The sequence below is a fragment of the Micromonospora sp. NPDC047740 genome, from assembly GCF_043204735.1.
GTDB lineage: Bacteria > Actinomycetota > Actinomycetes > Mycobacteriales > Micromonosporaceae > Micromonospora.
Genome location: NZ_JBIDCT010000001.1, coordinates 115,829 through 127,967 on the forward strand (window position 1 = coordinate 115,829; position 12,139 = coordinate 127,967).

The 12,139-nt window shown below is 72.0% G+C and carries 18 protein-coding genes; 8 read left to right on the forward strand and 10 right to left on the reverse strand.

All coding sequences use genetic code 11. The annotated features are described in order from the left end of the window. Window positions 1-59 precede the first annotated feature (59 nt). Window positions 60-770: a VOC family protein gene (locus ACGF4F_RS00505; RefSeq protein ID WP_357435953.1), complete on the forward strand. Its 711-nt coding sequence runs from the start codon at window positions 60-62 to the stop codon at window positions 768-770. On the opposite strand, the gene ACGF4F_RS00510 is transcribed toward ACGF4F_RS00505, so the two are convergent. Continuing rightward, on the reverse strand, window positions 752-1,807 hold the full coding sequence (locus tag ACGF4F_RS00510; RefSeq protein WP_393073501.1) for a hypothetical protein: 1,056 nt from the start codon (window positions 1,805-1,807) through the stop codon (window positions 752-754). The two genes, ACGF4F_RS00505 and ACGF4F_RS00510, sit on opposite strands and share 19 nt — an antisense overlap. Window positions 1,808-2,358: 551 nt before the next feature. Here ACGF4F_RS00510 and ACGF4F_RS00515 point away from each other — a divergent pair. Next, entirely contained in the window at window positions 2,359-3,090 is a 732-nt protein-coding gene (locus tag ACGF4F_RS00515) for a hypothetical protein (RefSeq protein ID WP_393073504.1), read from the forward strand. Continuing rightward, window positions 2,997-3,722, forward strand: a complete 726-nt coding sequence (locus ACGF4F_RS00520) for a plasmid pRiA4b ORF-3 family protein (protein WP_393073507.1) — start codon at window positions 2,997-2,999, stop codon at window positions 3,720-3,722. Before ACGF4F_RS00515 ends, ACGF4F_RS00520 begins: the two co-directional genes overlap by 94 nt. A gap of 52 nt (window positions 3,723-3,774) precedes the next feature. Here the strand turns inward: ACGF4F_RS00520 and ACGF4F_RS00525 are convergent, their stop codons facing one another. From ACGF4F_RS00525 to ACGF4F_RS00545, 5 genes are all read right to left on the reverse strand, one after another. After that, window positions 3,775-4,194, reverse strand: coding sequence for a PIN domain nuclease (locus ACGF4F_RS00525; protein ID WP_393073509.1), 420 nt, complete (start codon window positions 4,192-4,194; stop codon window positions 3,775-3,777). Continuing rightward, the gene (locus ACGF4F_RS00530) at window positions 4,191-4,400 is read right to left on the reverse strand and encodes a type II toxin-antitoxin system VapB family antitoxin (protein ID WP_357435944.1); all 210 of its coding nucleotides are present in this window, start codon (window positions 4,398-4,400) and stop codon (window positions 4,191-4,193) included. Before ACGF4F_RS00530 ends, ACGF4F_RS00525 begins: the two co-directional genes overlap by 4 nt. Before the next feature lie 195 nt (window positions 4,401-4,595). After that, window positions 4,596-4,718, reverse strand: a complete 123-nt coding sequence (locus ACGF4F_RS00535; RefSeq protein WP_357435943.1) for a hypothetical protein — start codon at window positions 4,716-4,718, stop codon at window positions 4,596-4,598. Continuing rightward, the gene (locus tag ACGF4F_RS00540; RefSeq protein ID WP_393073513.1) at window positions 4,702-5,073 is read right to left on the reverse strand and encodes a hypothetical protein; all 372 of its coding nucleotides are present in this window, start codon (window positions 5,071-5,073) and stop codon (window positions 4,702-4,704) included. Before ACGF4F_RS00540 ends, ACGF4F_RS00535 begins: the two co-directional genes overlap by 17 nt. A 2-nt stretch (window positions 5,074-5,075) precedes the next feature. Beyond that, window positions 5,076-5,351 (reverse strand): DivIVA domain-containing protein, encoded by a 276-nt coding sequence (locus tag ACGF4F_RS00545; RefSeq protein ID WP_357435940.1) that lies wholly within the window; start codon window positions 5,349-5,351, stop codon window positions 5,076-5,078. Window positions 5,352-5,663: 312 nt separating this feature from the next. Here ACGF4F_RS00545 and ACGF4F_RS00550 point away from each other — a divergent pair, with 312 nt between their 5' ends. From ACGF4F_RS00550 to ACGF4F_RS00565, 4 genes are all read left to right on the forward strand, one after another. Then, the gene (locus tag ACGF4F_RS00550) at window positions 5,664-5,903 is read left to right on the forward strand and encodes a winged helix-turn-helix domain-containing protein (protein WP_357435938.1); all 240 of its coding nucleotides are present in this window, start codon (window positions 5,664-5,666) and stop codon (window positions 5,901-5,903) included. Window positions 5,904-6,163: 260 nt separating this feature from the next. Next, window positions 6,164-6,712 carry a restriction endonuclease gene (locus ACGF4F_RS00555; RefSeq protein WP_357435937.1) on the forward strand — a complete coding sequence of 183 codons (549 nt, stop codon included), beginning with the start codon at window positions 6,164-6,166 and terminating at the stop codon, window positions 6,710-6,712. Between the two features lie 258 nt (window positions 6,713-6,970). Further along, entirely contained in the window at window positions 6,971-7,342 is a 372-nt protein-coding gene (locus ACGF4F_RS00560) for a ribonuclease domain-containing protein (RefSeq protein ID WP_357435985.1), read from the forward strand. A 62-nt stretch (window positions 7,343-7,404) separates the two neighbouring features. Then, window positions 7,405-7,878: a barstar family protein gene (locus ACGF4F_RS00565; protein WP_357435935.1), complete on the forward strand. Its 474-nt coding sequence runs from the start codon at window positions 7,405-7,407 to the stop codon at window positions 7,876-7,878. Window positions 7,879-8,056: 178 nt separating this feature from the next. On the opposite strand, the gene ACGF4F_RS00570 is transcribed toward ACGF4F_RS00565, so the two are convergent. After that, window positions 8,057-8,827, reverse strand: coding sequence for an HD domain-containing protein (locus ACGF4F_RS00570; protein ID WP_357435983.1), 771 nt, complete (start codon window positions 8,825-8,827; stop codon window positions 8,057-8,059). Between the two features lie 124 nt (window positions 8,828-8,951). On the opposite strand from ACGF4F_RS00570, the gene ACGF4F_RS00575 reads away from it, so the two are divergent. Next, entirely contained in the window at window positions 8,952-9,596 is a 645-nt protein-coding gene (locus ACGF4F_RS00575; protein ID WP_393073518.1) for a DedA family protein, read from the forward strand. A gap of 70 nt (window positions 9,597-9,666) precedes the next feature. Here ACGF4F_RS00575 and ACGF4F_RS00580 read toward each other — a convergent pair whose 3' ends face one another. The 3 genes from ACGF4F_RS00580 to ACGF4F_RS00590 all read right to left on the reverse strand — a co-directional run bounded on the left by ACGF4F_RS00580 (window position 9,667) and on the right by ACGF4F_RS00590 (window position 12,071). Then, window positions 9,667-10,674 (reverse strand): LacI family DNA-binding transcriptional regulator, encoded by a 1,008-nt coding sequence (locus ACGF4F_RS00580; protein ID WP_357435931.1) that lies wholly within the window; start codon window positions 10,672-10,674, stop codon window positions 9,667-9,669. A gap of 95 nt (window positions 10,675-10,769) precedes the next feature. Further along, complete coding sequence (locus tag ACGF4F_RS00585) at window positions 10,770-11,540, reverse strand: hypothetical protein (RefSeq protein ID WP_393073521.1); 771 nt, start codon at window positions 11,538-11,540, stop codon at window positions 10,770-10,772. 54 nt (window positions 11,541-11,594) lie between these two features. Further along, window positions 11,595-12,071 carry a hypothetical protein gene (locus ACGF4F_RS00590; protein ID WP_393073524.1) on the reverse strand — a complete coding sequence of 159 codons (477 nt, stop codon included), beginning with the start codon at window positions 12,069-12,071 and terminating at the stop codon, window positions 11,595-11,597. Window positions 12,072-12,139: the final 68 nt, after the last annotated feature.

Genomic DNA, 12,139 nt, shown 5'->3' on the forward strand with positions numbered 1-12,139 from the left:
GCAGGAAAACCCGATGTCAAAGACGTGATTTAGACTTCCATTACGAGTACATTGGCGCGGTGCCCAACGGAGTGCAGGCCCAGGTGCCGGTGCTGTACGTCGCGGACGCCGACGCCGCGCGACGGTTCTACGAGGTCTTCGGCTACACCGAGCTGCGCACCGGGGGCGACGGTGAGTCCCGCTGGTCCTATCTGCAGTGCGGGGAGCTGACCCTGCTGCTGGCGGCGATCACACCGCGCCTGGTCACCGTCGAGCTGCCCCTGCTCATCTACCTCTACGTCGACGACCTCACCGCCACGATCGACCGGCTGACCGCTGCCGGGTACGCCGTCGAGCGGTCCGGGTATCCGGAGCACGCCCCCGGCGGTGAGTGCCGCACCACCGACCCGGACGGCAACGTGGTCCTGTTCGGGCAGCGGCGGGCGGTCCCCGAGCAGGCCCGCGGCCCCGAGGCCGACAAGGAGGTCCGGTTCTCGCTGATCCGCGAGGCCGCCGAGCGGGTCAGGCAGCACGGCACCGCGCCGGCCCGCTGCCAGATCGGCGGCCCCCGCGGCGAGGCGTGCCCGGAGCCGGCCGAGGTGAAGCTCGCCGACTCGTGGGGCGACACGGTGTGGGGCTGCCTGGCGCACGCCGACGAGACCCTGCTCAACGCCCGCGGCGCGTTCCTGGCCACCGAGGACGGGCAGGGACTGGGCGCGTTCCTGCGCAACCGGCAGGCGAGCCCGAAAGCGCGGACCGGAGCGGCTCGGCGTCAGCGCCGCCCGTCCTGACCTGGCTCCGACGCGCGCTCCGTCGAGACCGCCTTTGGGGCGGCAGACTCAGTTGACGTCGCGTTCGGGGCGGCCTCGGTTGACGCCGGCTTCGGGGCGGTGGCGTCCGTCGCTGTCGTCTTCGCGGTGGCCTCGCTGGACGTCGCCTTCGATGCGTCGGCTGAGGAGTCGCGGGCGGAGCCGGCTGTCTGGTGCGGGACGATGGGGATGGCGGTGAACGGCTCGAAGATCCGGTCGAAGTTCCGCCGGTCCCGCATGAGCCCCGCGGTCCACTCGGCGGCGGCCCGCTGCTCTGCGGCCATGTGCCGCCGCGCCCGGGACAGCTCCTCGTTGATCGCCTCCGTCTCCTCGCGTCCCGGGGGATCGTCGACCATTTCGTCGAGGATCGTCATCCACCGCCGGTTCAGCTCCTCGGCGTACCGGGCCCGAGCCAGGTACAGCTCGTACTCGCACTCCAGCTCGATCATGCGGTCCCAGTGCGGCCGCATCGTCTCCAGGACCCGGTCGTCGTGGCGAACCCACCACACCTCCGGCCGGCACTGGATCGTCACACGGCCGTGCGTGTAGCGCCACTGCTTCGGATCCTGCTCGGTCAGGGCCTTCTGCAGGGCCACCTCGAGGTCGCCCGCCCGGTGCGGGGCGAAGTCGCGCGCGCAGTCTGCGGCCGTACGTCGCAACTGCTGAATCACCTTGGGCGTGAAGTGGCGCACGTACCAGATCGGCACCTCGGGCCGCTCGCCGGTGATCGACCAGGTGAGCACGGCCCGGACGGTGAACGTGAACACGTGCCCCTTGGCCGCGACGGCGATCGGGTGGGACAGCTCTCGGTGCTCGTGCGTCTCATCGGAAGGGGGAGACGGCACGTCCCCGTCCGCCGCCGCCCACAGCCTCTGCAGCACCGGAAGCAGCCGCGCCCACGTGGTACGCACGCCCGCCTTCAGCCGGGGGCCGGCCCACCCGGCCCAGTCTCGACCCCGGTCGATCCACGGTGGACGCCGGTCCGGCGAGGGCGCCTTCCCGCCCGACGCGTCGGTCATCACCCCTCCTGAGCACCTGTGCCACCGTCCGGCGGCTGGCGGAGGGGTGTCGCGCCAGCGGCGCGACCAGCCGGGACGTGTCGAGCGCTGGTCCGCCGACCCACGCTAACAAGGCGAACACGCCGACTGCGGCAGCCGCGCGGACGCATGGCCCACGCCCACCTCTATCGTCCGGGCGCTCGTCGACCGCCGTATCTCCAACAGACGAGTTGCTGCGGCGGTCGGCCGCACGCTGGCACGGAGGCTCCCTGTCGCCAAATGATCATGGCTCTATGACCCGGGCGCACCACACCGTCCGCCGGGACGTCTGCGTGGTTGTCCGCGGACGGTGTGTCTGGGTTGCCGTCGCATCGGTGGAATACGGCAGACTGTGCGGCGTGAGTCCAGTGAGCCGCAACCGGCGCCGCAACGGGAAGCGATCGGTTCGCAGCGGCGCGCCGCTCGCCGTGGTCGGCGCGCCAGAGGAGTGCGACTGCCCGTAATGTGCCGGTGAGCATTCCACGCCGGAGCAGCTCGGCGACCTGATCCCGCAGGCGGTCGACCTCGACGCAGTGCAGGATCCGTTGGAGGTGGAGGTCACCGCCTCGATGTTCCTGGCCGTCGGGGCCGCCGTGGGCGACGGCTTCGACCGGGCGGTACGGGACCTGTTCGTGCCGACGTTCGAGACGCAGGCCACCCCGGAGGCGCGGGCGATGCTGGCGGGAATCGCCGCGGTCTCCGACGGCGAGGTCAGCCGTGCGGCGACGGAGGCGGCGCGCCGGCTCGCCGGTGCCGGCGTCGGCGCGCCGCCCTGGCTCGCCGAACTGGACGTCCCGGTCACGATGTCGGAGTGCCGCCGCTTTGTCGACGCAGCGGGTGGGACGTTCCTACTGGCCGGCCGGTTTCAGCGGGCAGACCGGTCGCATGTTGTCGTCGTGCTCGTGGACGAACTCGACTGCGGTGCCGCCCGCGACATCCTCTTGATCGACGGGGACGAGTGGGGAGGCGCCCGCGAGGCCCTCCTGTCCGACCTGCGCGCCGGTGGCGTCGACGTCACGGAGGTGAAGCTCCGGCCGGCGGGCTTCCGCGCAGCCGTGGAGGAGGCGCTGGACGTCCGCGCCGACCACGACCCGGACACCGAGGGGCTGGACGAACTCGTTGAGGACGACGGGCCGGCTACGCCGCGCTGGCCCTGCTGCTCCGCAGCCGGATGCGGGCGCTCCCCGTGCCCAAGCGCCGGCGAGGTCACGGGCACGACGGCGAACTCGATGTCGCCTCGATCTCCGCGCTGCTCGACCTGCTGAGCCCGCCTGGCCGGGGCGGTGCCGTACCCGCACAGCGGCGCTTGGCCAGGCTGCCCGCGAAGCGGAAGAAGTCCGATGGTCCAGCACCCATCTACCAGATCAAGGTGAGCCTGCGCGGTGCCCGCCCGCCGATCTGGCGGCGTCTCGAGGTGTCCGCGGACGTCAGTCTCGCCCAGCTGCACGTGCTGATCCAGCTCGCCTTCGCCTGGACCGACAGCCACCTGCACGTCTTCGAGACCCCGTACGGCAGCTTCGGCCGCCCCGACGCCGACCTCGGCCACCGGGCCGCATCGGGGGCCACCCTGGAACAGGTCGCCCCCGCCGTTGGCGACAAGTTGCGCTACACGTACGACTTCGGCGACAACTGGGAACACGACATCCTCGTGGAGAAGGTCCTCGACCGGGCTGCGTCGGTGACGTACCCGCGCTGTGTCGCCGGGCGGCGTGCCGCGCCGCCGGAGGACTGCGGCGGCGTGTGGGGGTACGGCGAACTGGTGGAGATTCTCGCCGACCCCACCCATCCCGAGCACGGGGACCGGCTGGACTGGCTGGACCTCGATGATGCGACCGACTTCGACCCGGCCCGTTTCGACGCAAAGGCGGTGACCGCCGTCCTGCAGCAGAGACGGTAGTGCCAACCTTCGGGTGCGTCTTCTCGGGCGTTCTTGGGGCGGACGGTGCCGATCAGTCGGCCGAGCCGGGAGGAACCACCCAGGCCGTTGGTTGACCCGTGATCGCCGTGATCATGTCGAAGTCGCCGTCGTAGTGCAGCACGGTAGCGCCGTGGCGTTCGGCGGTGGCGGCGATCAGCAGGTCCGCCATCGACAGGGCGCGGTGGTTGCCCTTGTGAAGCGCCTGGACCTGGACGTCGATCGCCCGGTCCCAGATCTCGTCCGGCATGGCCAGCCAGCGGAAGCCGCCGAGCAGCCAACGCGCGCGCTGCGCCTCCTTGGCCGTACGGGCGCTGTGGATCACCTCGATCTCGACCGCGCCGCACACTGTCAGCAGCCCTCTGTCTGACAACTCATCGAGCACGGGAGCGACGGCGGGCTTGGGCCAGCGGGCGAGCGCCGACTTGTCGAGGAGGTAGAGCTCCCGGCTCACGCTGCGTCCGGCTTGGCCGAGCCCGTTCCACCGGTGAGGTCAGGAAGACCGCCGGTCTTGAGCCAGTCGGCGAACTCGCGCCGCTTCTCCCGGTTGACCACCGCCTCAAGAGCGGCGTTGACCGTCGCCTTCTTCGTCGTGGTACCGAGGATCTTCGCCGCTTCCGCGAGTAGGTCGTCGTCAACGTCCAGGATCGTTCGTGACACGGTACGGACCTCCCTGTCGGCAGCCAGTCAGCGCCGATGATATCAAAACGCCCTGTAGTTGATATCAGTGCAGCACTGATTTAGGCGAGCGCGTCGTTGTCGGGGAACTGGCCAGGGGACGGTGTAGCAGCGCTGCTCTTTGCCCGTCCGAGCAGTTTCTGGGGGTACGCCTTCACTCAATCATCGGAGGCGGACTCACCGCGTCACCGGCAGCCCGGTTCCCCGCACGTCGTGGGCCATCGGTCCCGCTGCACGTTCTTTCGCGATGACGTACTCGATCGCAGCCGTCTCAATCGCTCGATTACCGACGATCTCCATCGCTCGCCTCCGTGACTCCTGTGTGGACAGCAGCGCGTGACGACCTTTGCGCCCTGCCATCGCGAGCTGTTCTGCCGCCACCCTGGTTGTGCCGGGAAGCGGCGGGGCGGGTGGCGCGGGAGCGGCTCGTGGTCGGGATGCTGGCGAGGCGGAGGCCGGCGAACTGGACGCAGATCTCCCGCTTGGCGGTCGCGTTGCCGCGCCGGTTGATGACGTAGCCGGTCAGCCAGACCCAGCCGACGTACGTCGGGCGGTCGCAGACCGACACGATGCGGAAGGTCAGGGCGCGTTCCCCGGCGAACTGCACCGAGGCGCGCCCGTCGATCCGCAGCAGGTCGCCAGGTTCGGGTCGCACCGCTACCAGTGGCCGTCGTTGGGCCGGCACTCCCGGGCGTGCATGGTCTGCCAGTCGCGCAGCGCCCGCTTGAGCCGGTCGTTCTCCTCGCTGAGCAGGCGGATCTGCCCGTGCAGGTCGGTCAGCTCGTCGGCGAGCTGGGCCTGGAACTCGCGTACCTGATCGGGGTCGGCGCCACGGCGACGCGGGCCGAACGTGCGGGTCCGCACCTCGTGCGGGGTCAACCGGGCCGGCTGGCCGGTTCCGTAGAGCTGGCCACCTCGATACACCTGGGCCACGACGATCCTTTCCGGAACAGGCGGAAGCGCGGAGGTCCGTGCGCTGGGTCTGGAAGGGCGGGTCGTCCGCACGCCGACCGCGGGCGGCCCGCCCGGCTCCGCCGCCGCAGCTTTGATCAGCGGTACGACAGCGGAGCGGTCCGGTGGGTCGGGACGGGCACGCGCACCCGCCCCGACCAGGGGGATGAGCCGAACCCGTTGCCACGCGAGAAGCGGCTCGGCAACAACATATCTAGACATGTCAGATGAGTCAACGCTGCTTGTTAGGCGCGTCGCGGTGTGATCGAATCGGATCGCCACGCGAGGAGTGCCATGCGAGAAGTGCCGGACTACTGGCGCATCGCCGATGATGTGATCGCCGACGTCAGGTCCAAGAAGTTGAAGCCGGGCGATAAGTTGCCCTCGATCGCCGAGCTACGCGATCGATACGACGTCAGCCACGGGACCGTGCAGATGGCCTACGCCCGGTTGGAGGCGTTGCGGGTGATCCGGCGCCAGCAGGGCAAGGGCGTCTTCGTCACCGACCCGAAGACCTGGATGCGCGAACCCTGACGGTCAGAGGGCGCACTGACGGGTAGCTGACAGTATCGACGGCGGTGCCGTTGAGTGTCGGACCCGGGCGGGAGACTGGTCATCCCGCCGCGGAGGTGTCCATGCCCTACGTCAGGTCGCACACCAGAAGGGACGGCGCCCGGGTCCGGGCGCACTACCGGAAGCGCCGCCGTGCCGGATTGGCGTCGGCTGCTCGTCGGCGTCGAGGGCCCCAATCGTCGGGCGTCAACCTGGGGGTCGGGCTCGCCGTCCTGGGGGCGGTGGCGCTGGTGGTCCTGATTGTCGACTTCGTCGGGCGGCACCCGTACTGGTCGGCGTTCGTGGTCGCCCTCGTCCTGATGGCGGTCGCGGCGGTGGTGACGCTGCTGGCGCGGGAGCGCCGCCGCCAACGGGCGGTGCAGGCGGAGCGGGACCGGCTGATCGCGGTGACCGACGTGATGAGCGGCGCGGAGTTCGAGCACTGGTTCGCCCGCCTCCTCGCCGGCTCGGGTTTCCGCCAGGTACGCGTCTGCGGCGGGTCGGGCGACCGGGGCGCGGACGTCACGGCAGTCGCCCCGGACGGCCGGCGGGTGGTGGTGCAGTGCAAGCGGCAGAGCGCCAGCAACCGGGTGGGAAGTGCGGCCATCCAGCGGTTTGCCGGCACCTGCCGGGAGATCCACGGCGGCGAACTCTGCATGATCGTGACCAATGGGTACTTCACCAACGGGGACGGCGTCCACCTTGCTCGCCGGCTCGGGATCAACCTGGTGGACCGGCAGTCTCTGGAACTGTGGGCCTGGACCGGGCGCCCGCCCCGCGCCCTGGCCTGACGGCGCCGGGGCCACCCGTCGCGAGCGTCCGGCCCGTGGTCGATCATCAATCGTTCACCCGAACGGTGGAAACGGTTTCGTGCGGGGCTGTACGCCGGAGCGGATCACCGCCAGACTGGGGCCCGATCGGAAACGAAGTCGATCGATGTCCAGTCGCCCCAGGACAGGGAGGATCCCTTGACCACGCTCGCGACCCCGCTGCCTTCCCCCGCTGCTCGCGTACGTCGCATCTTCGGCGCGTTCGCGTTGCTCACGGCCATGGTCGCCACCGCGCTCGTCGGCCCGTCGGTGGTGTCGCCCACCCTCGCCGACCCCGCCCAGGCGGCCGTCTACAGCTCCTGCACGATGACTCGCTGCGCGGATGCCCGCACCGCGCGCTCCGGCTGGTCCGGCAAGGGCTTCCCGACCAGCCGGGGCTGGTACTCCTGGAGCGGCGGCCAGTGCAACTTCGCCGGTGGCCAGTTCTACAACCGTGAGGGCCAGCTCCCCGCCAACGCCACCTACTACGAATACGACGTCTACCCGCGCGCCTGCGGCGCCGCGCGGGACGCGTACCGGATCGTGGTCAACAAGAGCACCGGCGTGACCTGGTTCTCGCCCGACCACTACGCGAACTTCTACCGGCTCTGATCAGGGTGTCGCGGGTCGGGCCGTCCGTCGGCCCGGCCCACACGACCGCGAAGGAGGTACGGATGGCGTCAGCGGCGGCGCACCCGCCGGCCTGGCTCACGTTCGACGCTCGGCCGGACGTCGAGCCTGCCGGGCCGGACGCCGAGACCGCTCTGTCGGACGTCGAGCGTGCCGGGGTCGTCCTCGCCGGCGGGGCCGCCCGCACCCGGGCCGGCCTCTTCGACGCGCTGGCCACGGTCTTGCCCCTGCCCGACTACTTCGGACGGAACTGGGACGCGCTCGCCGACGTGCTGGCTGATCGGCTCGACACCGGTCCGCTGACGCTGGTCGTCCGGGACGCGGGGGAGTTGCTGGCCGAGGAGCCGCCCACGCAGCTCGGCACTCTGCTCGACGTGCTCGGGGTGACCGCTGCCCGTGGGCACGCGCCGCTGCGCGTGGTGCTGCACGACCATCCGGACCGGCTGCCCGCGCTGCGGCACCGGATCACCACCGCCCTGGCCAACCGGGCTCCCACCCCGCCACCGAACACCCACTGACCGGCCGCCCCCACGCCGCACGCCGCCCCACGGCGCGCCGACGTGCGCCGGCCAGGCGGCGCCGGCAGGCCCCTGTTTCAGGGAAAGAGGGGCCTCCAGGCGCGAGTTGAGAACACTTTCCGTGAACCTGCGCGGATCTTGAACCGGCGCGCGCGGAAAGCGGCGGGGCGGGCGGACGTCAGTTGGGTTGGTCGAGGATGGCGCTGAACCGCTCCTCGGCGAGGTCGAGCTGGGCGAAGATGTGCCGCTTGACCGGCGCGGACAGCGGCGTGTCCGGCCGGGCGATGAGGTCCCGGAACACCGGCACCAGGGGTCGGTACTTGGCGGCCGACCGGGCCACCTTGGGACCCACCGTGTGGATCACCCCCACCCCGTTGTCGGTGAAGTCCGACACCTTGATCACCCGGGCCCAGGGTTCCCGGTCCAGGCTGGCCGCGACGTGTTCCCGGTACTGGACGTGCCGGTCGCGCCCCGGGTCGTACGCCGGGTTGGTGACCGCGCCGACCAGCCGGGAGACCCGCGGGCCGAACCGTTCGGCGAGCGTGGCCAGCGCCGCCGCCGTCGCGTCGCCCCCGACGGCTCCAGGTCGCTGCGCGGTGTCAGACGCGCCGAGCGAAAGTTGTCGCGGGTCCAGGCCGGCCAGCTCCGCCGGGTGGTCCTCGACCGCGTCGTGCAGCAGGCCCGCGACGATCACGTCCACGTCGCGGACCTGGTAGTGGTGCATCATCCGGATCGCCACCCGCAGCAGGTGGTTGAGGTACGGCTCGCGGACCCGCCGGTCGTCGCGGTGCAGCTCGGCGGCGAGGTCGAGGGCCTCGGTCAGCCGCGCCTGCGCGGCGTCGTCGAACGCGCGGATCTCCAGCCGGAACCGCGCCAGCAGGCCCGGCTCGCCGTGGATCTCGGTGATCGCGTGCATCGGCATGGTGGCCAGGTACGCGGGGAACTCCATGGTCCACTTATAACTGATCTTCGCTGCCACCGGGGTCGCGCCGTCGGCCACCCGACGTCCCGCACCCGCCGCCGGAATGCCGGTTGACTGTGCGTACGGCGGGGGTGGCGGCGACAATCGGCGGATGGACCGGCTGCTGAACCTGCTGGTGGCGCTGCCGCCTGCCCTGGTTCTGGCGCTGGTCTTCCTGCTGCCGGCGCTGGAGGCGTCGACCTTCCTCGGACTGCTCGTGCCGGGGGAGATCGCGGTCCTGGTCGGTGGGGTGCTCGCCCACGAGGGGCGGCTGCCGCTCTGGGCGGTGATTGTGGCCGCGATCGCCGGGGCGGCCCTCGGCGATCAGGTCGGCTACCTGGTCGGCCGCCGCTACGGCCGGCGGCTGCTGGACCGGGCGCCCCGCCGGTTCGTCCGCTCCGACGAGCTGCAACGGGCGCTGGACCTGTTACGCCGCCGGGGCGCCCTGGCGGTGGTGCTGGGCCGGTGGGCGGCCGCGCTGCGCGCGCTGGTGCCGGGGCTGGCCGGGACGAGCCACATGCCGCGCCGGACGTTCACCGTGGCGAACATCGCCGGCGGGGCCCTCTGGGCGGTGACCGTGGCCGTGCTCGGCTACCTGGCCGGGGCGTCGTACCGGCTGCTGGAGCGGCGGCTCGGCTGGGGCGGCGAGGTGGTGCTGGCCGTAGTGGTGCTGCTGGTGCTGGTCCGGGTGGTCCGGTCCCGCCGGGCCGCCCGCCGCGCCCGGCAGCAGTCTTCGCCGGACACCCACGCCGGTTGATCAAGAAGTTTGCGTCGAGATCCCGGCCCTGCCTGACGCAAACTCCTTGGTCAACAAGGCTGTCCGCCGGTCAGGTCGGGGCGGGGCCGAGGCTGTCGCGGCGGACCAGCTCGGCGGGGAGGGTCTCGATCCGGTCCCCGTCGGCATCCGGGTCCAAGGCCAGGGTCATCGCCCGGGCGCCCAGCTCGGCCAGCGGCAGCCGAACCGTGGTCAGGGTGGGTGTCACGTCGGCGGCGATCGGCATGTCGTCGAAACCGACCACGGAGACCTCGTCCGGCACGCGTACGTCGCGATCCCGGAGCACGGACAGGGCGCCGACCGCCATCGAGTCGTTCAGCGCCACGACCGCGGTCAGCCCCGGTACGGCGTCCAGCAGCTCCGCCGTGGCCCGGGCCCCGGTGTCGCGGGTGAAGTCGGCGTACCGGATCCGCTCGGTGGGGAGCGCCTCGTCGAGGCCGGCGGCCAGGCCGGCGAGCCGGTCGGTGGTGGTGGTCAGCTGGTCCGGGCCGGCGATCACACCGACCACCCGGTGGCCGAGCCGGCGCAGTTCCGCCCCGACCAGGCGGGCACCCTCCTCGTTGGCCGGCAGCACGGCATCCCCCCGGTGCCGGTGCCGGCCGACCAGCGCCACTCGCCCGCCCGTGGCCACGTACGCGGTGAGCCGCTCGTCGAGCAGCGCGTTGACGCCCTCGTCGTGGTAGCCGGACCCGGCCAGCACGATCGCGGCCACCTGCTGGGCGCGGAGCAGGTCGACGTACTCCAGCTCGCGCTCCGGGTCACGGTAGCTGTTGCAGATGATGACCAGCCGGCCCTGCTCGGTGGCGACCCGTTGCAGCCCCCGGGTCACCTCGGCGAAGTACGGGTCGGAGACGTCGTGCACCACCACGCCGACCACGCTGCGCTGCGGCCGGGCCAGCAGTTGGGCGTGCGCGTTCGGGACGTACCGCAGCTCGGCGACGGCCCTGAGCACCCGCTCGCGCAGATCGTCCGCGACCGGCTTGCTGCTGCGGTTGATCACCCGCGACGCGGTCGCGGGGGAGACGCCCGCCCGGCGGGCGACGTCGGCCAGCGTCGCCATACCACCCCTTTTCCTACCCGGTCGAGAGGTTACCGCAGGATGGTCGGGAAAGCCCTTGCCTGATCGGCGGACGACACCCTCTCCCCAACCCCGCGTCATCGGGACGGGACGGTGGGTCGGGAGGTGGTGGCGGTGGTCCGCACCGCCTTGACGATGGCGGGGATGGAGCCGACCAGCAGGACCAGCGCCCAGACCGCCGCCACCACGGCGAAGACCAGCGCGCCGACGTCGTCGGTGATGCTGACCAGGATCACCGGCACCAGCCCGTGCAGGAACTCCAGCACCACCGTGCAGACCAACGTGGTCAGTGCCAGCAGCACCAGGCCCTTGTTCTGCAGGAAGCGCGGTTGGGCGAGCAGCAGCAGGCCGGCCCAGACCAGTTTGAGCAGCAGCACCAGGCCGAGCAGCACGGCCGCGTCGCCGACCGGGAAGAACCCCCACACCGCCAGGTACGCCAGCGTGCCGAACGGCGCCGCCAGGAACAGCGAGACCAGCACGGTCAGCTCGACGAAGGCCACGATCAGCAGGACCACCGAGACGATCAGCAGGACGATCCCGAAGATCAGGGTGGCCACCCCCTGCAGCCGGCCCTGGATCCGGTCCGGCACCAACAGGCTCAGGCTGAACAGCCCGGTGGTCCAGAGCGCCACCACGTCGATCAGCGCCAGGTAGCCGGTGCCCCGGCCGGCGGGCTCGGTGACCGTCCCGACGTCGCCGAGCTCCACGCCCAACTGCCCGGCGCTGTCCCGCAGCGCGCCGCCCGCGTCCCCGCCGCCGGTGAGCAGCGCCGCCCCCAGCTCCAGCCCCACCACCAGCGCCACCGCGAGCAGCGCCAGCAGCAGGAACGGTTTGCGCAGCTCACCCATGACGTGCCTCCCTCCGGGCCGCGGGACCGAACCGGCGGCCGGGCGTCCGTCCGATCAGGACCGGGCGACGGTGACCGTGCATCCGCCACCTCCCGGGCAGCTCAGGGCGACCTCGGTGGCCCGGTCGACGGCCACCTTCGCCACCGCCGTACCGTCGCCACCCGGGCTCACCTCGTCGCGGACGGTGACCTCGGCGTCCCCCGGCGCGGGCGCCGACACCGCGAACGACGCCGGGCTGCGCAGCACCAGGGTGCGCAGGCCGCCCGGGTCGGCGACCCGCAGCAGGCAGGCCGTGCGGAAGGTGACCACGGTGCCCTCGGCCGAGGCGGTCGGCGGCGTGGCGGGCGGCGCGCACGCGACGGTGACCGTGGCCGGGTCGACCGTGGCGGTGCCGCCGCCGAGCCCGCTCAGCCAGCCCGGCCGGGCGGCCGGGTCCCCCCGGTCGTGCCGGCCCCCGCCGACCGCCAGCAGGTAGACCGCCACCAGCAGCCCGGCGAGCGCCGCCAGCAGCACCTTCTGCCGCCCGCTCATTGCCGGCCTCCCCTTCGCTCCGATCGACCATGAGGCAGCACCGCGCTGTGCCTGACGATTCGCTCGCT

What these genes read in the sequence shown, in the direction of transcription:
- ACGF4F_RS00550 (WP_357435938.1), top strand. Translation starts at nt 5,664, where the DNA reads ATGCGAGAAGTGCCGGACTACTGGCGCATCGCCGATGATGTGATCGCC.
- ACGF4F_RS00570 (WP_357435983.1), bottom strand. Translation starts at nt 8,827, where the DNA reads ATGGAGTTCCCCGCGTACCTGGCCACCATGCCGATGCACGCGATCACC.
- ACGF4F_RS00565 (WP_357435935.1), top strand. Translation starts at nt 7,405, where the DNA reads ATGGCGTCAGCGGCGGCGCACCCGCCGGCCTGGCTCACGTTCGACGCT.
- ACGF4F_RS00575 (WP_393073518.1), top strand. Translation starts at nt 8,952, where the DNA reads ATGGACCGGCTGCTGAACCTGCTGGTGGCGCTGCCGCCTGCCCTGGTT.
- ACGF4F_RS00520 (WP_393073507.1), top strand. Translation starts at nt 2,997, where the DNA reads ATGCGGGCGCTCCCCGTGCCCAAGCGCCGGCGAGGTCACGGGCACGAC.
- ACGF4F_RS00535 (WP_357435943.1), bottom strand. Translation starts at nt 4,718, where the DNA reads ATGGAGATCGTCGGTAATCGAGCGATTGAGACGGCTGCGATCGAGTAC.
- ACGF4F_RS00510 (WP_393073501.1), bottom strand. Translation starts at nt 1,807, where the DNA reads ATGACCGACGCGTCGGGCGGGAAGGCGCCCTCGCCGGACCGGCGTCCA.
- ACGF4F_RS00585 (WP_393073521.1), bottom strand. Translation starts at nt 11,540, where the DNA reads ATGGGTGAGCTGCGCAAACCGTTCCTGCTGCTGGCGCTGCTCGCGGTG.
- ACGF4F_RS00580 (WP_357435931.1), bottom strand. Translation starts at nt 10,674, where the DNA reads ATGGCGACGCTGGCCGACGTCGCCCGCCGGGCGGGCGTCTCCCCCGCG.
- ACGF4F_RS00590 (WP_393073524.1), bottom strand. Translation starts at nt 12,071, where the DNA reads ATGAGCGGGCGGCAGAAGGTGCTGCTGGCGGCGCTCGCCGGGCTGCTG.
- ACGF4F_RS00560 (WP_357435985.1), top strand. Translation starts at nt 6,971, where the DNA reads ATGGTCGCCACCGCGCTCGTCGGCCCGTCGGTGGTGTCGCCCACCCTC.